12 protein-coding genes are annotated in these 19,180 nt (G+C 67.4%); 4 read left to right on the forward strand and 8 right to left on the reverse strand.

Annotation, left to right across the window (positions count from 1 at the left end; genetic code table 11):
- Positions 1 to 55 precede the first annotated feature (55 nt).
- The 6 genes from araG to KF715_00300 all read right to left on the reverse strand — a co-directional run bounded on the left by araG (position 56) and on the right by KF715_00300 (position 8,402).
- Entirely contained in the window at positions 56 to 1,636 is a 1,581-nt protein-coding gene (gene araG / locus KF715_00275) for an L-arabinose ABC transporter ATP-binding protein AraG (protein MBX3735096.1), read from the reverse strand.
- A 14-nt stretch (positions 1,637 to 1,650) separates the two neighbouring features.
- Positions 1,651 to 2,682 carry an arabinose ABC transporter substrate-binding protein gene (locus tag KF715_00280; protein ID MBX3735097.1) on the reverse strand — a complete coding sequence of 344 codons (1,032 nt, stop codon included), beginning with the start codon at positions 2,680 to 2,682 and terminating at the stop codon, positions 1,651 to 1,653.
- Between the two features lie 125 nt (positions 2,683 to 2,807).
- Positions 2,808 to 5,195, reverse strand: a complete 2,388-nt coding sequence (locus KF715_00285) for a glycoside hydrolase family 95 protein (GenBank protein ID MBX3735098.1) — start codon at positions 5,193 to 5,195, stop codon at positions 2,808 to 2,810.
- Positions 5,192 to 6,286, reverse strand: coding sequence for a hypothetical protein (locus KF715_00290; GenBank protein MBX3735099.1), 1,095 nt, complete (start codon positions 6,284 to 6,286; stop codon positions 5,192 to 5,194). The genes KF715_00285 and KF715_00290 overlap by 4 nt, the downstream gene beginning before the upstream one ends.
- A gap of 88 nt (positions 6,287 to 6,374) precedes the next feature.
- Positions 6,375 to 7,211, reverse strand: coding sequence for an amidohydrolase (locus tag KF715_00295; protein MBX3735100.1), 837 nt, complete (start codon positions 7,209 to 7,211; stop codon positions 6,375 to 6,377).
- Positions 7,212 to 7,475: 264 nt separating this feature from the next.
- On the reverse strand, positions 7,476 to 8,402 hold the full coding sequence (locus KF715_00300) for an AraC family transcriptional regulator (protein ID MBX3735101.1): 927 nt from the start codon (positions 8,400 to 8,402) through the stop codon (positions 7,476 to 7,478).
- A 119-nt stretch (positions 8,403 to 8,521) separates the two neighbouring features.
- Here KF715_00300 and KF715_00305 point away from each other — a divergent pair, with 119 nt between their 5' ends.
- A complete protein-coding gene (locus KF715_00305; GenBank protein ID MBX3735102.1) occupies positions 8,522 to 10,942 on the forward strand; it encodes a DUF4982 domain-containing protein in 2,421 nt (806 codons plus the stop codon).
- A gap of 12 nt (positions 10,943 to 10,954) precedes the next feature.
- The gene (locus KF715_00310; GenBank protein MBX3735103.1) at positions 10,955 to 13,105 is read left to right on the forward strand and encodes a beta-galactosidase; all 2,151 of its coding nucleotides are present in this window, start codon (positions 10,955 to 10,957) and stop codon (positions 13,103 to 13,105) included.
- Between the two features lie 108 nt (positions 13,106 to 13,213).
- Here the strand turns inward: KF715_00310 and KF715_00315 are convergent, their stop codons facing one another.
- Both KF715_00315 and KF715_00320 read right to left on the reverse strand, forming a co-directional pair.
- Complete coding sequence (locus tag KF715_00315) at positions 13,214 to 13,819, reverse strand: hypothetical protein (protein MBX3735104.1); 606 nt, start codon at positions 13,817 to 13,819, stop codon at positions 13,214 to 13,216.
- A gap of 172 nt (positions 13,820 to 13,991) precedes the next feature.
- On the reverse strand, positions 13,992 to 15,482 hold the full coding sequence (locus KF715_00320) for a sialate O-acetylesterase (protein ID MBX3735105.1): 1,491 nt from the start codon (positions 15,480 to 15,482) through the stop codon (positions 13,992 to 13,994).
- 214 nt (positions 15,483 to 15,696) lie between these two features.
- On the opposite strand from KF715_00320, the gene KF715_00325 reads away from it, so the two are divergent.
- Entirely contained in the window at positions 15,697 to 16,953 is a 1,257-nt protein-coding gene (locus KF715_00325; protein ID MBX3735106.1) for an L-rhamnose isomerase, read from the forward strand.
- A gap of 31 nt (positions 16,954 to 16,984) precedes the next feature.
- Positions 16,985 to 19,177 (forward strand): bifunctional rhamnulose-1-phosphate aldolase/short-chain dehydrogenase, encoded by a 2,193-nt coding sequence (locus tag KF715_00330; GenBank protein ID MBX3735107.1) that lies wholly within the window; start codon positions 16,985 to 16,987, stop codon positions 19,175 to 19,177.
- Positions 19,178 to 19,180 lie beyond the last annotated feature (3 nt).

The following is a 19,180-nucleotide window of genomic DNA, read 5'->3' on the forward strand; positions in this document are numbered from 1 at the left end:
CTCGGAAAAGTGCTAAGGCGGATCGCGGCGAAGTGGGAACGGCCGGTGGCGATTGTCACTTATTAAGTGACAATGCGGCGGGCGCGTTTTCTTGCGGGAGAGCTAGGCTGAGGACGCGCTCGGGCGTGGCGTCGGCGCGGTCGAGGATGGCGGCGAGTTCGCCCTGCCGCATGACGGCGACGCGGTCGGCGAGGCCGATCGCTTCGGGCAGGTCGCTCGAAACGAGGATCACGGCGACGCCCTCGGAGGCGAGGCGCCGGATGAGGCGGTAGATTTCGCTCTTGGCGCCGACGTCGATGCCGCGCGTCGGCTCGTCGAGCAGGAGCACGCGGATCCGCGTGGAGAGCCAGCGCGCGAGGATCACTTTCTGCTGATTGCCGCCGGAGAGATGCTTGATGAGTTGATCGACCGACGGGGTGCGCACGGCGAGCTCGCGAACCTTGGCGGTGGCGTTGTCGCGTTCCCAGCGTCCGTCGAGCAATCCGCCCCAGCGCGTGTGCGGAGCGCGGACGCCGAGGTTGCAGTTCTCCTGCACGGAGAGGATCGGGACGATGCCCTCGCGCTTGCGATCCTCGGTGCAGTAGACGATGCCCGCCGCGATCGCGTCGGCGGGCAAGTGCAACGCGATCGGTTCGCCGTGAACCGTGACGGAGCCGGCGGTCGCGCGTTCGGCGCCGAAGAGCAGTTTCAGCAATTCCGTGCGGCCGGCGCCGACGAGACCGAAGAGCCCGAGGATCTCGCCCTGCGCCACTGAAAACGTAACCGGAGCGCGGATGCCCGGCCCGGCGACGGCGCGGATCGCGCAGGCGGTCGGGCCGTGCGGTCGCGGGGCGTAGGCGTAGACGTCGGCGATGTCGCGGCCGACCATGTCGCGCACGAGTTGTGCGGGCGTGGTCTCGCGCAACGCCTCGTAGGTCCGCACGTGCCGGCCATCGCGGAGCACGGTGCAGGCGTCGCAGAGCGCGAAGACCTCCTCCATCCGGTGCGTGACGTAGAGGATGACGCACCTCTGGGCGCGCAGTTCGCGGATGACGGCGAAGAGTCGCTCGATCTCGCGGACGGACAAGCTGCTCGTCGGCTCGTCGAACGCGATCACCTTCGCGCCGCGGCTGAGCGCTTTGGCGATTTCGACCATCTGGCGCTGGCCGATGGAAAGGCGCGCGAGCTTCGTGTCGGGAGCGATGTCCTCCCCGAGGCGGCGGAGCAGGGCGCTCGCTTTTTCAACAAGGGTTGGACGGTCAATCACGCCGCGGCGCTGCGGGAGGTGTCCGAGGAAAATATTTTCGGCCACCGTCATCTCGGGCACGAGATGGAGTTCCTGATAGATCACGGCGACGCCGGCGGCGAGCGCGGCGGACGTCGCCGCGAATTCGTGGGCGCGTCCGCCGAGGAGAATCCGGCCGGATGTCGGCCGGTGCGCGCCGCTGAGCGCCTTGAGCAGGGTCGATTTTCCGGCGCCGTTCTCGCCCATGAGCGCGTGCACCGTGCCTTCGCACACGGCGAAGGAGACGTCCTGCAACGCCGTCACGCCGACGTAGGTCTTGGTGACGGAGGCGAATTGGAGGTAAGGCGTCACGCGGCGCGCGAGGGTGCGGCAGGGATGCGAGGGAGCGGGCGGATTCGATGGCGGAGGCAGGCTGGAGGTCTGCGCTACTGGAGAATGCCTTCGCGTTTGAGGACCGTCTCGAAGTTCTCGCGCGTGATGAAGATGCCGGGCGTGCGCGTCTCGAGTGGCGGACGTTGGCCGTCCTTGACCCAGACGTGAAGCAGGCGCGCGGTTTCGTAGCCTTCGAAGGGCGCGGAGACGAGCATGGAGCCGTAGAAGCCGGTCGGCTTGGGCTTGCGGAGTTCGTCGATGCAGTCGGTGCCGTTGATGCCGATGCCGATGACGGTCTCGGCGTTGAAGCCGCGGCCTTCCATGGCGCGGACGGCGCCGAGCACGGCGTTGTCGTTCATGCCGGCGATGAGCCAGCGCTTGACGCCGCCCTGGCGGGTGAGCAACGCGCTCGCGGCGTCGAAGCTGCCGGGGATGTCGGTGGTCTTTTGCGGCGCCTTGAAGATGCGGGCGGCGGGGAAGCCGGCGGCTTCGAGCGCGCGGCGCGCGCCCTCGGTGCGCTCGCGCGCGGTGTCGAGTTCCTCGAAGGTGATGAGGCACACGCCGGTTTCCTCGGGGTTCCAGTGGCGCTTCGTGGCCTCGGCGTGGAGCGCGCGGCCGACGGACTCGCCGATCTGCGACGCGGACATGCCGAGGTAGGGCACCTCGGTCATGAATTTGCCGTCCGGCTGGACGAACATGTCGTCGACCGTGACGACCTTCATGTTCTTTTGCCGGGCGCGGGCGACGATTTGCGGGCCGAGGCGGACGTCGGGCGTGCAGATGACGAAGCCCTGCGCGCCGGCGACGGCGAGGTTGTCGATCGCGGCCATGACTTTCTCGCCATCAGGCGTGCCGTATTTCAGGAGCTCGAAACCGTGCTCGGCGGCGGCTTTTTCGGCGCCTTTCCACTCGAATTGAAACCACGGTTCCTCGGGCTGCTTCACGAAGAAGCCGAGCTTGATCTTGGCCGGCGCTGCGGGCGCGGGCGACGCTGCGGTGGTGGAGTCGGATTTCGGGCCGCAGCCCGTGAGCGCCAGGGCGCAACTGACGACGACCAGCGGAAACAGCGCGGGGTGGGGTTTCATCCTAAAAGGAAAACCGACGCGGACGAAGGCGGCGACTCGGGGTTAACTTGACCGTTAGGGAGCGGAAAACCGGCTGGCAACGGGCGGCGCGGTCAAACTTTAGCCGCGTCGCGGGGCGGGCGACTTCACGGCGTGAAGACGAACGCGGACGTGTTCGCGGCGGTGAATTTCACCGGCACGACGGTCGCGCCGTAGCGGAGCTGCGTCGCGCGGCCGCCGACGCTGCGGACGAGTGCGCGGACGAGTTTGCCGGCGCGCCACTCGAGATCGACCTCGTAGCCGCCGCGGGCGCGGAGGCCGGTGATGCGACCATCGGGCCAGGCGGACGGCAGCGCGGGCAGGACGACGATTTCGTCGGCCGTGCTTTGCAGGAGCATTTCGGCGATGGCCGCGGTGCCGCCGAAGTTGCCGTCGATCTGGAAGGGCGGGTGGGCGTCGAAGAGGTTCGCGTAGGTGCCGCCGCTGAATTGCCGCTTGGAGGTCGCGGCGTCGGCCGGCGTGAGCGCGTGGCGGAGGAGTCGGTGCGCGCGGTCGCCGTCGCTGAGGCGAGCCCACATGCCCATCTTGTAGGCGAGACTCCAGCCGGTGCTGGCGTCGCCGCGCACTTCGAGCGTCTGGCGCGCGCCGGCCGCGAGGTCGGGCGTGCCGCGCGGCGTGATCTCGTTGCCGGGATAAAGGCCCCACAGGTGCGCGACGTGGCGGTGCTGCGGATCGGCTTCGGGATACTCCTGTTGCCATTCGAGGACGCGGCCGTCGGAGCCGAGGCGGGTCGGGGCGAGGCGGGCGCGTTTGGCTTTCAGCTCGGCGCGCAGGTCGGCGTCGGTGCCGAGAATCTCCGAGGCGCGGATACAGGCGTCGAACAGGTAGCGCAGCAGCTGCATGTCGGCGGTGGGGCCGAGGCAGACGTGGGCGGGTTGGCCGTCGAGGAGGAACGCGTTCTCCGGCGAGTTCGACGGCGCGGTGAGCAGCCAGCCGGTCTTCGGGTCCTCGATGAGCATATCGAGGTAGAAGAGCGCGGAGCCCTTGAGCGTCGGCCAGGCGCGGGCGAGGAAAGCGCGGTCGCCGGTGAACTGGTAGTGATCCCACAGATGCTGGCAGAGCCACGCCGAGCAGGAGACGGTCGAGCCCCAGCTGGCGGATTCGCCGGGCGAGGTGAAGCCCCACGGGTTGTTGAGCAGGAAGGCGACCCAGCCGCGCGCGCCGTAGTAGGACTGCGCGGTCTTCGTGCCGGGGGCGACGAGCGAGTCGATGAGCGCGAAGAGCGGCGCGTGCAGCTCGGAGAGGTTGGTCGTCTCCGCGGGCCAGTAATTCATCTGCACGTTGATGTTGGAGTGCCAGTCGCCGTTCCACGGCGTCTGGATCGAGTCGGACCAGATGCCTTGGAGATTGGCAGGCAGTCCGTCGGGCCGCGAAGACGAGATGAGCAAATAGCGGCCGAAGTTGAAATAGAGCGCGGCGAGTCCAGGGTCGGCGGCGCCGGCGGAGAACGCTTGCAGGCGCTCCGGTGTGGCGCGGGTCGCGGCTTCGGCGGACGGGGCGCCGAGCGTGAGTGCGACGCGGTCGAAGAAACTCCGGTAATGCGCGAGGTGCGCCTGGCGGAGTGCGGCGAAGTCGGATTTCAGCGCGGCGGCCAGATCCGCCTCCGCGGTGGCGCGGGGATCCGCAACGGCGCGCCCGGCAAAGCTGCGGCGTTTGATGTCCGTGGCGGCGGTGACGAGCAGGAGCACTTCGTCGGCGTCGCGGACGCGCACGGTGGCGCCATCGGTCTCGACCGTGCCGCCGTGCGCGCGAATTTCGAGGCGCGCGGCGAAGCGGACGCCGTCGGTGCCGTGGTAGCCGTCGTTGAGCTGGCCGTGCATCACGAGGCCGGTGGAGCCGGCGGACTCGATGGTCGCCCGCTCCGCGCGGGCGAGCGTGGCGTCGAAGGACAGGCGGCCTTTCTGGTCGGCGCCGAGCCGCAGCACGAACGCTTCGGCGGGCGCGCTCACGAATCCTTCGCGGACGAACTGCACGCCGCCCCGCTCGAACGTGACGCGCGCGGTCGCCTCGGCGAGATCGAGCGTGCGGCGGTAGTGCGTGACGGGCGCGTCGGCGCCGAGGAACTTCAGGCGGAGATCGCCGAGAATTTGATACGAACCGTAGGGCGTGTTGGCGCCCGCACCGCGGCCGGAGCCCAGGCCGGCGCAAGTGAAGTTGGCGTTCACCAGCGCCTCGGCTTCGTGGTTTTTTCCTTCGAGGAGCAGGCGCCGAATCTCCGGCAGGGCGCGGCGGGCGTCGGCGCGGTCGGCCTCCTGCGGCGAGCCGGACCACATGCCGGACTCGTTCAGGACGATGCGTTCCTCGTCGATGCCGCCGTAGAGCGCGGCCCCGAGCCGGCCGTTGCCGAGCGGCGAGGATTCGAAGAGGTGCGTCCCGGGCGCGGTGAGCAGGACGTAGCGGGAATCGTCGGGCGGTGTGGCGCGCAGCAACGCCGTGGAGGCGAGCAGGAGGAGGGCGAGGGCGGCGACTCTCATTGGGCGGAAGCGTGCAGGTCCTGCGAGGTCGCGAGGGCGATGACCCGGCCCTCGGCGCCGACGGCGCAGTAGAAATGATAGACGACGCCCTCGTGCTTCAGCACCCACGGCTTGTGGGCGAACTGTCGGTCGTAGGGTTCGCTCGGAGCGACGAGGTGCGGACCGTCCCATTTGGTCCAGTGCACGAGATCGTAGGAACAGGCGAAAGTGTCGAACGCGCCCGGTTTCCAGAACGCGCCGAAGTAAAACATCACCCACACGTCGCCGATGCGCGTGAGCTGCGGGTCGCCGCTGATCGCCCACGGCGCGGCGCCGATGTTGGCGATCACGGGGCCGCGGCCGTAGCGGCGCCACGAGCGGAGGTCGTCGGAAACGGCGAGGCCGATCGTCTCGACGCCGTTGGGAGCGGATTTGCCATTGTAGAACATGACGAACGGCGCGCCGAGCGTGCGCGCCTCGTCGCGGACGATTGCGCCTTTGTAGAGCGTGACGTGCTCGAAGTCGCGCGTGTCGCTTTGGTCGGGCGCGAGGACGGGATTTTCCGCGAGGCGCGTCCACTCGCGCGCGGCGGTCGGATCCTCGGTGTGCGCGAGGCCGATGGCGAGCGGGTCGGGCTCGTAGCCTTGCTTCGCACCGCCGAGATACGAGAGCCAGTAGTGGCCGTCGTGCGGGGCGAGCTCGTGCGTGCCATCCCAGCGCGGGTCGTAGAGGGCGAGGCCGCCGTCGGCTTGCCAGGCGTCCCAGCCGGTGCGGCGAAAAGGGAGGATTGGCCCCAGTTTTTCCCAGTGCAGGAGGTCGTCGCTGCGCGCGAGGCAGGTTTGGTAGCCGACTTTGTCCCGGTTGGCGACGTAGACCATATACCACCGGCCGGCGCGGCGGAAAACATTGGGGCAGTCGACGAGTTCGCCCGGCTCGCCGCGAAGAACGACGCCGTATTTGAACGGTGTTTTCACTTCGTCGTGGATGCGCTGCATCGCGGCGGGGCCGACGAGGCGCGGTTTGCCGGCGGGGAAAGGTATCACCGCGGGGCGCGGTTCGGCGCCGCTGAGCGTGCACGCCAGGAACACGAGGAAAAGTGACAGCGGTCGCATGCGCGGTGGGGTGAGTCGCGAGGTTGTTAGGAGGTTCACGGCGGCGAGTCGACCCCGGTCGCGTGCCGTTGCCACGATCGGGGCGGGGCTAAACCCGGTAGAGGCGCTCGGCATTGCGGTGATAGAGCAGGGCGCGCTGCGCGGGCGTGGCGCTGGCCGTGAGGGCGTGCGTGGCTTCGACCCAGCGGGAGAGCGGGGCGGTGAGCGTGCACACCGGCCAGTCGCCGCCCCAGACGAGGCGATCCCAGCCGAAGCACGCGACGGCGTGCTCGAAATACGGCCGGAGGTCGTCGACGGTCCAGGTCGCGGAGTCGGCGTAGGCGACGAGGCCGCTGATCTTGCAATTCACGTTGGGCAGGTCGGCGAGGCGGGCCAGTCCGGTGCGCCAGGGTTCGTCCATGCGGTTTTTCACGTCGGGGACGCCGACGTGATCGAGGATGAAGGTCACCTGCGGGCAGCGCTCGGCGAGGGTGCGCACATTCGCCAGTTGGCGTGGCAGGGCGCACACGTCGAAGGTCAGGCCGTAATCCGGCAGCAGGCGGAGGTTCTCGGCGAAGCGGGGCTCGAGACAAAGTCCGTCGGGCACGACGTGCAACACGCGGCGAATACCGCGAAGACGCGGGAGCCGCGCGAGCGCGCGGAGGTGCGCGGCGAAGCCGTCATGCTCCGGCCGACCGCTCGCCACGATGCCTTGGATGAGCGGATCGGTCTCGGCGAGCTGCTGGACGTGCTCCGCCTCGGCGAGTTGGTGCGGATCGTCGACGTCGCACTCCATGAAGACCGTTTTGGCAATCCCCGCGCCTCGACTCGCGGCGCGGTAGTCGTCGAGGGAGAAAGTCCGATGCAGGGCGGGAATGCTCGCGCACCAGGAATAGGGCAAGCGTCTCGGGTCCCAGAGATGCTGGTGGGTATCGACGAAGTGCATGGCGGATCGGACGGCGGTAGCGGGCGTGCGGGGATCGAAGTGGCCGGCTCAATATTCGCGCGCTTGTTAGCTCGGGCAGGCAGAGCGGCGGAACGGGGGCGGGGTGAAAGGGGGCTGGAACGCCGACGGGGGCGGGGGAAGAAAACCGGCGCGCCACCCCCGCGGCGCGCCGGAATCCCCTCCCGACGTCCGCGAGCATAGCGCAGGCCGCCGCGCTTGGCCATCGGCTGCCTGATCATTTGCCTACAAAAAATGCCAACGACGTCAGACGTCCGTTTCGGGACGTTTTCCCGCGGGGCGCGCGGTCTTCTGCAGCTGCTCGCGCCAGTGTTGCGGCGCGATGCCGTAAGCCTGCTTGAAGGCCGTGGAGAGATGGAACGCCGAGCTGAACCCCAGGCGGGCCGCGATGTCGTCGAGCGTCGCGTCGCCCGCCGCGAGCAGGCGGCGCGCGCGCGACAGGCGCAGATGCACGACGTAGTTCCACGGCGAGAAGCCGGTCTGGGTCTTGAATTCGCGCCGGAAATGCGAATACGCGACGCCGAGTTCCCTGGCCAGGGCCTCGACGTTGACCGCCTCCGTGTGATGATCGGCGAAATATCGCTCCGCCTGCAGGACCGCGCGCACCATGCGGGCGCGCGCCGGAGCCGTCTCGCCCGCGCGCGCCCACGCCGCGAGGATGTTCAGCGCGCACGCGGACATTTCCGGGTCGAAGCCCGGCCCGGCGCGCCGCGCGTGCTGGTGCAGCGTGTCCATCGCGCTGTCCAGTCCGGCCGCGAGCGCTCCGTTGCGGATCGCGCTGTCCACGGCAAGCACGCCGGACGTGCGCAGCGTGTCGACGACGGGGCCGCGCAGCTCCACCCAGCTCTCGGACCAGCCGGTTTTATCGTCGGGCCGGTAGCGGTGCCACATGCCCGGCAGCAGCAGCACGGCGGTGCCGGTCTCGATATCGCGGCGCCCGAGCTCGCGCGACTCGAACGCGCCGCGGCCGGAGGTGATGAGCACGATCTGCACGGCGTCGAGCACGCGGCCATGGGACCAGTCGAAGTGGTGGTCCGCCGGGTGTTGCTGCGGCGGGTAGGCCGCGCCCGGCGTGGCGCGTGCGAGGCCGCACGCCGCGACACCAATGCCCCAGCGTGCGATGTCCGGATGGTCCGGGAAGTAGCGAAAATAGTCGGGGGGCGGCTTGGGCATTTCCTGGATGCCAAAGATCAGGCCGGGTATTCCCGAGTGCAAGCCTTTGCCATACAGTAACTGCACGCGATTGCGCGCTCGTCACCCCGACGGTTTCGGCAACACTCCCATTCGCGTCCATGCTGTCCCTTTCTCCCCTTCGTTCCCGCATCGCCGCGGCCCTGTTGCTTCTGTTCGTCGCCTCGTGGGCGGAGGCGCGCGAGCGCTATCTGTGGGACGCGGCTTGGAAATTTCAGCTCGGCGATCCGGCCGGTGCGGCCGCAGTGGACTTCGACGATGCGCACTGGCGCGCGCTCGACCTCCCGCACGATTGGAGCATTGAGCGTCCGGTGCGGAAGGACGCGGCGTCCGCGGGCCACGGCGGTTTTTTCGAGAACGGCGTCGGCTGGTATCGGAAGTCGTTCCGCGCGGCGAAGTCATGGGCCGGGCAGCGGGTGACGGTCGAGTTCGAGGGCGCCTACCTGAACGCCGAGGTGTTCATCAACGGCGCACCGGTCGGACGGCACGCCTACGGTTTCACGCCGTTCACCGTCGATCTCACGCCGCACCTGAAGCTCGGGACGGAAAACGTCCTCGCAGTGCGCATCGACCACTCGGCGCAACCGACGGCGCGATTCTACACCGGCTCCGGACTCTATCGCCATGTTTTGCTGCACGTCACGGCGCCGGTGCATGTCGTGACGGACGGGATTTTCGTCGCGACCGAATCGCTGAGCGCGGCCGAGGCGACACTCGCCATCGAGACCACGCTGGCCAATCGCGGCGGGACCGAGCGCAAGCTCGCGGCCGAGATCAGCGTGTTCGATGCGACCGGGAAACGCGTTGGGCAGACGCGCAGCACCGTCGCCGCATCGCCCGGCACGGAGTCCGTCTTCCGCGCAGCAGTGAAGATTCTGCAACCGCAGGCGTGGTCGCCGGCCTCGCCGACGCTCTACCGAGCCACGGTGCGCCTGACGGACGGCAAGGAGCTGATCGACGAATGCTCGACCGCTTTCGGCGTGCGCACGCTGCGTTGGACGGCCGCGCGCGGCCTCGAACTAAACGGCGCCCCGATCAAGCTCAATGGCGGCAATGTGCACCACGACACCGGCATCCTCGGCGCCGCGGCGTTCGACCGCGCCGAGGAGCGAAAGGTCGAGCTGCTGAAGGCCGAGGGTTTCAACGCCGTGCGCACGGCGCACAATCCGCCGTCGCGCGCCTTCCTCGAGGCGTGCGACCGGCTCGGCCTGTTCGTGATGGATGAGATTTTCGACGGCTGGGCGAAGGGAAAGAACAAGCACGACTACAGCGTGTTCTTCACCGAGTGGTGGCAGCGGGACGTCGATGCGTGGATCAAGCGCGACCGCAATCACCCCTCCGTGATCATCTGGAGCATCGGCAACGAAATGTTCGAACGCACGACCGCCGACGGCCAGCGCATCGCGCGCGAGCTCGCGGAGCGCGTGCGCTCGCTCGACGCGACGCGCCCGGTCTCGGCGGGCGTGAATGGCGCGGGCAAGAACGGCCCGTGGGAGCAACTCGATCCGCTCTTCGCTGCGCTCGACCTCGCCGGCTACAACTACGAATTGGCCGCGCAGCACGCGGGCGACCACGCGCGATTACGGGAACGCATCATCGTGGCCGCAGAATCCTATCAGTCAGAAGTGTTCGCGAATTGGGCGATCGTGCAGGAGCAGCCCTACGTGATCGGCGATTTCGTGTGGAGCGCGCTGGATTATCTCGGCGAAGCCGGCATCGGGCGCGTCTTCCCGCCCGGCGAGCCGGCGGTGAAGCACTGGGAAGGCAACATGTGGCCGTGGCACGGCGCCGCGTGCGGCGACATCGATCTCACCGGCTGGAGGAAGCCGATCTCGCATTACCGGAACATCGTCTGGGATCGCGGGGAGAAGCTTTACGCCGCCGTCGTCGCGCCCACCTCGGACGGTCGGCCGTGGAACGTCACGCCGTGGTCGATGCCGCCGGCGCTGCCCAGCTGGACCTGGCCGGGGCAGGAGGGGAAGACGCTCGCCGTGGAAATCTATTCACGCCACGCCGCCGTGCGCCTCGAGCTGAACGGCCAGTCGCTCGGCGAACTGCCCACGGATCGCGCGCATGAGTTTCGCGCGCGATTCGCGGTGCCCTACGCGCCGGGCGAATTGGTCGCCGTTGGCCTTCAAGACGGGCGCGCGGTCGAACGCCTCACGCTGCGCACCGCCGGCAAAGTCGCCGCGCTGCGCGTGACGCCCGATCTCACGCGCGTTCGCCCGGGCGGACAGGATTTGGTTTACGTCACGATCGAGGCGCTGGATGCGAAGGGCGAGTGGGTGCCGAATGCGGAATTGCCCGTTACCGTCGAGGTGTCAGGGGCGGCGACGTTGCTCGCGCTCGGCAACGCCGATCTCACGTCCAAGGAGTCCTATGTCGGACCGCGTCGTTCGCTTTATCAAGGTCGCGCGCTCGCCGTCGTCCGCTCGAAGTCCAAGGGCGGTGAAATCGTCGTGCGCGTCACTGCCCCGAAACTGCAACCCGTCACCGTCAACCTCCGCGCCGCTGCGCGCTGAACCACGCTTCGCATGCCAACGCTTCGCCGTTTCGTTTCGCTCGTCCTGCTTCTCGCGCTCCCGTTGCTCGGCCTCGTCGCGCGGGCCGCGAACGTCCCGCCGCTCATGTATGGCGCGGCGTGGTATCCTGAGCAGTGGTCGGAGGCGACGTGGGAAACCGATCTCGTGCGCATGCAGGCGGCCGGCCTCAACATGGTGCGCATCGGCGAGTTCGCGTGGAGCAGCCTCGAACCCGCGGAGGGCGATTACCAACTGGACTGGATGGAGCGCGCCGTCGCCGCGGCCGCGCGCCACGGCATGGTCACCATCATCGGCACGCCGACCGACACGCCGCCGGCGTGGCTGACGACGAAATATCCCGAGGTGTTGCGCGTCGGCGAGGACGGCAAGCAACTCCAGCACGGCTCGCGCCGGCATTTTTCCATCGCGAGCGCGAAATACCGCGAGCTGTGCGCGCGGATCGTCACGCAGCTCGCACAGCGCTTCGGCAAGAACCCGAACGTCGTCGCGTGGCAGATCGGCAACGAGTTCACCGAGGACTCCTTTGATGCGGAATCCAAGCGCGGCTGGCAGGCGTGGCTGGAGCAGCGCTACGGCTCGCTCGACCAGCTGAACCGCCACTGGATGACCGCGTATTGGAGCCAGACCTATTCGCAGTGGAGCCAGATCCCGATGACCACCGGCCGCGCGAATCCCGGCCTGCTGCTCGACTACAAGCGCTACGTCACGGACACCTGGCTCGCCTTCCAGCGCAACCAAATCGCGGTGCTGCGCGCGCACGTCGAGCCGCGGCAGCTCATCACGACCAACCTCGGCGGTCTGGGTTGGGCGAATCGCTTCAACCGCCAGCTCATCGCCGCCGATTACGATGTCATCTCGTGGGACGAGTATCTCGGCGCCGGCTACGCCGACAATTCGCGCAACGGCACCGGGCACCTCGACCCCGACCGCAGCGGCTCGACGCACGATCTCGTGCGCGGTTGGAAGCGGAAGAATTTCTGGGTGCTGGAGATGCCACCGGGTTTCGTGGATTGGTCGAGCGTCAGCAACTCGCTCGACCGGGGCGAGACGCGCGCCATGGCGTGGCATGCCATCGCGCACGGCGCCGACTGCGTCGCCTACTGGCAATGGCGCAGCGCCCTGAACGGCCAGGAGCAATATCACGGCTCGCTCGTCGGGCCCGATGGCGAACCGGTTCCGGTTTACGCCGAGGCCGCTCAGGCGGGACGCGAGTTTGCGCAGGCCGCGCCGGTGATCGCCGGCACCGCGCCGGTCGCGGAGGTCGCGCTGATCCACGACTACGACAGCCGCTGGGCGATCGACTTCAACCGCTTCAGCAACCGCTACGAACAGCTCGAAGTGCTGCACAGCTACTACAAGGCGCTGCGGCAACAGACGCAGTCGGTCGACATCGTGACGCCCGCGATGGACCTCGCGCGCTACAAGCTCATCGTCGCGCCGAGCCTCAACGTCGTTTCGGCGGAGTTGGCCGCGAAGCTCACCGCCTGGGTCGAATCCGGCGGCCATCTCGTGCTCGGCCCGCGCACCGGCATGAAGAACGAGTTCAACGCGCTCAACACCCAGCGCCAGCCCGGCCCGCTCGTCGCCCCGCTCGGCGGTCGCGTGGAGCAATTCTACGCGCTGCTCGAGGACGTGCCGGTCGCCGGCGAGTGGGGCAGCGGCCGCGCGACCGTGTGGGCGGAAACGCTGGCGCCGCTGACCGCGGCGCAGCATTCAGCGTTCAACTCTCAGCTCTCGGCTTCCGCAGGCGAGATCGAGATCCCGCTGCGCTACGGCCCCGGCAACGATTGGCTCACCGGTCAACCTGCGGCGCTCCGCCGTCATGTGGGCAAGGGCACGATCACCTACCTCGGCGCGGTCGTCGACCAGCCGCTGATGCAGACGCTCGCGAAACAATGGGTCGCGCTCGCGAAGATCGACTCGCCGACCATCGCGGTGCCCGATCGCGTCAGTGTCGGCCGCCGCGTCGCAACCGACCGCGAGGTTTTCATCCTGACGAATTTCTCCACCGGCCCGCAGGACATCGCATTGCCCGCGCCAATGACCGACGTGCTGCACGGCGGCGAGGTGACCAAGCTTAATCTGCCCCGCTACGGCGTCGCGGTGCTCCTTCACCATCTCGCCGCGCCTGGCACCCAGTGAGCTTGGTCGCGCCGGCTAGTCCGATGGTCAGTTCGCTCGTGTTCATGAGACGGAGAGTAGAACTACGCGCCCTCTACGGCGACGCGGACCTCTCACGCCTTCTCATTCCTACTGGTTCGGCTCCTTTTTTTTCTTCTCCTTTTGGCTCTCGACAAGGGCCGCAACCCTGCGGGCTTCTTCCTCGCGTCGCTTCTCTTCCTCTTCCTTCTCCTTGACTTTCTTCTCAATAAAGCGGTCGAAGTGTTCTTTGTGCCGGAACCAGATCATCGCGAGGTCATCAATCTTATGTCCGCGATCATGGTAAAAGGCGAGGTAGCCGACCAATCGATCACCGTTCTCTTTTAGCATCAGCGATAGCGCACCTCGATCAAGAGATGTCCGGGACAGACTTTCGTAGGTAGCTGATAAAATCAGATTCTTGAAGATACCCTCAATCCTGTAGGACTGGCCTTGGTCTTCACCTGAGCCGCAGACCATTACTGCGCTTACCTTGTGTGCATTCCGTGTGATAGTGGCGGTGTAGGTTTGCTCTTCACGGACTTCTTGGGCGCTTGCGCAATACCATACTCCTTCGATTCTGGCGTCTTTGTAGACGAGCTCCTCAAACCAGGGAATTACAACACGCAGCCAGAACGAACGAAATCCAATGGTGAGCAGTGTCGCTAAGAGACCGGAAACGATGCCGGCGATTACGTTGGATGCTAGTGGGCTCATATTTTGCCGAACAGTGCTATTCAGATTCAGTGAGAAACCTCACTGTGGTTTGGCCCGTGGCAGTGAGGGTGCGGCAAACTGCCTGTGGCTCAAGGCTGTTGTGGCTGTGCCCCGCAATAGCCGGTCCGTTTCCGTGCGAGTAGAAATTCCAATCTCTCGGATGCGATTGCGATCAGGGGCGCATCTCAAGCGGCTCGGGAACCGGTCGATCGATCTTCACCGGCCAATCGTCCGTGCGGAAAGGCGTGGCGGGGAGGCCGGCGCGGTTCACCAGGTTGGGGCGGGCGGTTTCGTGCCACGCGAAGCGCGCGGCGATCGGCGCGGGAACTGCGGGGCAGGTGAGCGTGATCGTCGCGCCATTGATCGTCGCTTGGGCGGGATGGAAGACGCGGTCGGCGCCGGCGAGGGCGAAGTCGGTTGCGGGCAGGTTGTCGCGCGTGTGCAGTCCCTCGGCGTGGACGAACGTGACGACGAGTGCGGCGCCGTCAGCTTGCCAACTCGCGAGTGTCGGCCCGTGCGCGGCGATGTCGGTGCGGCCGTAGGTTTCGTTCAGCGCGAGGCGCGCGAGGCGGTCGCCAACGACGCGCTTGTTCACGGGATGGATGTCGTGGAGATCGTCGACGCCGTCGCTGATGACGACGTAGCCGGTGCGCGGCGCGGAGAGCGCTTCGATCTGCGCCTGCCAGAAGCGCGGCAGCGCGAGCTCGGTCGTGGCGAATTTCTCCCACTTCGAGTAGTCGAACGGCGCGAGCAGCACGCCGTAGAACGGCGCGTCGGCGTTCTCCCACACGCGATGCCAGTGCGCGATCAGCGTCGTGAGCTTGTGCGCGTAGCGGTCGGGGTCGGGCACCATGCAGTTGGTCTCGCCTTGATACCACAGGAAACCGCGCACGGCGAACGGCGCATACGGGCGCACCATGCTCGTGAACAGCTCGGTCGGTTGCACGCCGGGCACCCACGCGGGGTAGCGCTCCTTTTCGAGACCGGCGAGTTGCGGGTCGGCGAAGGCCTCGGGCGGCAGCCAAGCCTCGAGGCGCGTGCCGCCGAAGCTGGAGTGGATGATCCCGACGGGGACGCCGAGCGTCTGCTGCACCTGCCGGCCGAAGTGGTAGGCCGCGGCGGAGAAATTCGATTCGCGCAACGCTTCCGGCGAGCACGGCAGCCAACGGAAGACGCCCGGCCCGTCCTGCTTGAGGTCGGTGCGCGGCACCTGGAACAGGCGGAGGAGCGGGTAGCGCGCCGCGGCGATCTCGAGATCGTAGCCGGTGGTGGGCTTCTGGCCCTTTCGCTCGCCGAGCGGCTTCTCCATGTTGGACTGGCCGGAGGCGAACCAGACTTCGCCCACGAGGACGTCGCGAAACGTCACCGTGTCCGCGCCGCGCACCACGAGGTCGCGCGGTTCGGTGCTCGTCGCCAGCACATCGAGCGTGACGCGCCACGCGCCGTCGGCGGCGGCGACGGTCGCCTTGGTCTGGAGGGCGAAGGCGACCGTCACTTTCTCGCCCGGCGCGGCGGTGCCCCACACCGGGACGGGCCGCTCGCGCTGGAGGACCATGTGATCGGTGAACAGCGGGGCGCAACGCACGTCGGCGCGCAGCGTGGAACCGAAAAAGGCGGCGAGGCAGAGCCAGAAACCGCGGCGAAGCAGGGCAGGGCGGAGCATGGTTGGCGTGGCCGCCGCGGGGGAAGCGCGGCCGGGGCGATTGAAGGGTCGAGGCGACGTTTGGCGACTCGAAAGCGAATCGGAAATGCCCTAGGCATTTTCTGTATCCCAAAGATCATCGCGCGGATTCCCGCCTGCGTCGCTCCGCTGTAGACTGCTCGCTCTCGCTGCTTTCCGTCCACCCCGCCGCTTCGCGGCAAATGCTGCATCCTCCATGACTGCCTCGCACTACGATTCCGCTCGTGAAACCTACGCCGCGCTCGGCGTCGACACCGAGGCCGCGCTGGCCACGCTCGCGCGCACGCCGATCTCGCTGCATTGCTGGCAAGGCGATGACGTCGGCGGCTTCGAACGCGCCGGCGCCACGCTCGAGGGCGGCGGCATCCAGGCGACGGGCAATTATCCGGGCAAGGCGCGCACGATCGCGGAGCTGCGCGGCGATCTCGACGTCGCGCTGTCACTGATCCCCGGCAAGCACCGGCTGAATCTGCACGCGATCTACGGCGACTTCGGCGGCAAGAAGGTCGACCGCAATGCGATCGGCGTGGAGCATTTCCAGAGCTGGATCGATTGGGCGAAACAGCGCGGCATGGGTCTCGATTTCAACCCGACGTGCTTCTCGCATCCGCTCGCCAACGACGGCTTCACGCTCTCGCATCGCGAGCCCGCCATCCGGCAATTCTGGATCGAGCACGCCATCGCCTGCCGGCGCATCGGCGCGGCGATGGGGCAGGCGCTCGGCACGCCGACGGTGACGAACGTCTGGATTCCCGATGGCCACAAGGATCTGCCGGCGGATCGCAAGGTCCCGCGCGAGCGGCTCGCGCAGTCGCTCGACGCCGTGTTCAAGGAACAAATCGATGAACGCGTTCACCGCGACGCGGTCGAGTCGAAGTTGTTTGGCATCGGTTCGGAGAGCTATGTAGTCGGCTCGCATGAGTTTTATCTTGGCTACGCCGTCACACGAAAAAAGATGCTCTGCCTCGACATGGGGCACTTCCATCCGACCGAGTCGGTCGCGGACAAGATTTCGTCCGTGCTGCAATTCGTGCCCGGCTTGCTGCTGCATGTCAGTCGCGGCGTGCGCTGGGACAGCGATCATGTGGTGCTCTTCGACGACGTGACCAAGGCGCTCTTCGAGGAACTGGTGCGGGGCGACTTCCTCCCGCGCACGGCGATCGGCCTCGACTACTTCGATGCGAGCATCAACCGCGTCGCGGCCTGGGTCATCGGCACGCGCAACGCCCAGAAATGTCTGCTCGCCGCGTTGCTCGAACCGTCGCAACGCCTGCGCGACCTCGAGGCCGCGGGCGACCACACGGGCCGCCTCGCGCTGCTCGAGGAGTTGCGGACGCTCCCGCTCGGCGCGATCTGGGAGGAACACTGCCGCCGCGCCAACGTGCCCGGCGACCGCCAGTGGCTCCCGGCGGTGACACGCTACGAGCGCGAAGTTCTCGCGCAGCGCCGCTGACTCGCTTTCTCTCCACGCAACGCATTCCACGATGCCTTCCTACCAATTCGTCAACTATCTGTGGGACGACGCCAAGGCGGCGTCCCTCGATCCCGTCGCCCGCCTCGTCTATCGCTCCAATCTCCTCGGCAGCGATCAACGCATCACCAACACCGGCGGCGGCAACACGTCGTCCAAGCTCACCGAGAAAGACCCGCTCACCGGCCAGCCGGTCGAGGTGCTCTGGGTGAAAGGCTCCGGCGGCGACCTCCGCACGAGCACGCGCGAAAACTTCTCCTCGCTCTACCAGAGCAAGCTCGTCGCGCTCCAGTCGCTCTACGCGGCGCGCACCGACAAGGGTCTGAAGTCGCCCGCCGAAGACGACATGGTCGGCATGTATACGCATGCGACGTTCAACCTGAACCCGCGCGCGTCCTCGATCGACACGCCGCTGCACTCGTTCCTGCCGGGCCAGCACGTCGACCACATGCACCCGAACGCGATCATCGCCATCGCGGCCTCGGCGAATTGCGAAAAGCTCACCCAACAAATCTTCGGCGGCCGCATGGCCTACGTGCCGTGGATGCGCCCGGGCTTCGAACTCGGCCTCGCGATGCAGAAGATCGCGCAGGAGCAGCCGAACGTTCGCGCCATCATGATGGGCCAGCACGGCTTCATCTCGTGGGCCGACGACGACAAGCAGTGCTACACTGACACGCTCGCCTTCATCGAGGAAGCCTCCGCCTACATCGAGAAGGCCTACGCGGCCAAGGGCGGTGACGCTGCGGCCTTCGGCGGCGCGAAATACCAGACGCTCGACGAGGCCAAGCGCCGCGCGACGTTCGCGGCGATTCTCCCGTGGCTGCGCGGCCAGGTTTCCAAGGAGAAGCGCTTCATCGGCACCGTGCAGGACGACGCGAAGATCCTGCGCTTCGTGAATTCCAAGGATGCCGCGCGTCTCGCCGAACTCGGCACGTCGTGCCCGGACCATTTCCTCCGCACCAAGATCAAGCCGCTCTACGTCGACTGGAATCCGCAGGCCGAAGACGTGACCACGCTGAAGGCCAAGCTCGCCGACGGACTCGCGGCCTACCGCAGGGACTACGCGGCCTACTACGCCGCCTGCAAACACGCCAACTCGCCCGCGATGCGCGACCCGAATCCGACGGTCGTGCTCATCCCGGGCCTCGGCCTGATCGCGTGGGGCAAGGACAAGTCCGAGTCGCGCGTCACCGCCGAATTCTACAATTGCGCCGTCGAAGTCATGCGCGGCGCCGAGGCGATCGACCGCTACATCGCGCTCCCGCAGCAGGAGGCGTTCGACATCGAGTATTGGCTCCTCGAGGAAGCGAAGCTCAAGCGTATGCCCGCGGAGAAGGAGCTCGCGCGCCAGGTCATCGTCGTGATCGGTGCCGGCTCCGGCATCGGCAAGGAAACCGCGCACCGCCTCGTGAAGGAAGGCGCGCACATCGTAGCCGTCGATCTCAACGCCGACGCGGCCAGCGCGACCGCGAAGGAGATCGAATCCAAATACGGCGTCGGCATCGGCGTCGCCGGCACGGGTGTTTCCAACTGCGGCCCGGCGGTCGGCCTCGCGGCCAACATCACCGATCGCGCCTCCGTGCGCGCGATGCTCGACCAGGTCGCGCTTGCCTACGGCGGCTTCGACTCGATCTGCGTCACCGCCGGCATTTTCGTGCCCAGCGACACCTCCGGCCACATCCCGGACGACAAGTGGGCGCTCACGTTTGCGATCAACGTCACCGGCAGCTACGTCGTCGGCGACGAGGCGGCGAAGACATGGAAAGAGCAGGGGCTCCGCGGCAACCTCGTGCTCACGACGAGCGCCAATGCCGTCGTCGCGAAGAAGGGCTCCGTCGCCTACGACACCTCGAAGGCCGCGGCGAATCACCTCGTGCGCGAACTCGCCATCGAACTCGCGCCGCTCGTGCGCGTGAACGGCGTCGCGCCGGCGACGGTCGTGCAAGGCTCGGCGATGTTCCCGCGCGATCGCGTCATCGGCTCGCTCGCGAAATACAACATTCCTTACACCGACGACGAAGCGACCGAGTCGCTCGTGCGCAAGCTGGCGCAGTTTTATGCCGATCGCACGCTGACCAAGGCCCCGATCACGCCCGCCGACCAGGCCGAGGCGTATTTCCTCCTCGTGTCGCAGCGCCTCAGCAAGACCACCGGCCAGGTGATCACGGTCGACGGCGGCCTGCACGAGGCGTTCCTGCGATGATTC

The sequence above is a fragment of the Candidatus Didemnitutus sp. genome, from assembly GCA_019634575.1.
In the GTDB taxonomy this organism is placed as follows: Bacteria; Verrucomicrobiota; Verrucomicrobiia; order Opitutales; family Opitutaceae; genus Didemnitutus.

Bases quoted from the DNA above. Each gene is read 5' to 3' on its own strand.
- KF715_00280 (MBX3735097.1), bottom strand. From the start codon at position 2,682: ATGAAACCCCACCCCGCGCTGTTTCCGCTGGTCGTCGTCAGTTGCGCC.
- KF715_00285 (MBX3735098.1), bottom strand. From the start codon at position 5,195: ATGAGAGTCGCCGCCCTCGCCCTCCTCCTGCTCGCCTCCACGGCGTTG.
- KF715_00290 (MBX3735099.1), bottom strand. From the start codon at position 6,286: ATGCGACCGCTGTCACTTTTCCTCGTGTTCCTGGCGTGCACGCTCAGC.
- KF715_00295 (MBX3735100.1), bottom strand. From the start codon at position 7,211: ATGCACTTCGTCGATACCCACCAGCATCTCTGGGACCCGAGACGCTTG.
- KF715_00300 (MBX3735101.1), bottom strand. From the start codon at position 8,402: ATGCCCAAGCCGCCCCCCGACTATTTTCGCTACTTCCCGGACCATCCG.
- KF715_00305 (MBX3735102.1), top strand. From the start codon at position 8,522: ATGCTGTCCCTTTCTCCCCTTCGTTCCCGCATCGCCGCGGCCCTGTTG.
- KF715_00310 (MBX3735103.1), top strand. From the start codon at position 10,955: ATGCCAACGCTTCGCCGTTTCGTTTCGCTCGTCCTGCTTCTCGCGCTC.
- KF715_00315 (MBX3735104.1), bottom strand. From the start codon at position 13,819: ATGAGCCCACTAGCATCCAACGTAATCGCCGGCATCGTTTCCGGTCTC.
- KF715_00320 (MBX3735105.1), bottom strand. From the start codon at position 15,482: ATGCTCCGCCCTGCCCTGCTTCGCCGCGGTTTCTGGCTCTGCCTCGCC.
- KF715_00325 (MBX3735106.1), top strand. From the start codon at position 15,697: ATGACTGCCTCGCACTACGATTCCGCTCGTGAAACCTACGCCGCGCTC.
- KF715_00330 (MBX3735107.1), top strand. From the start codon at position 16,985: ATGCCTTCCTACCAATTCGTCAACTATCTGTGGGACGACGCCAAGGCG.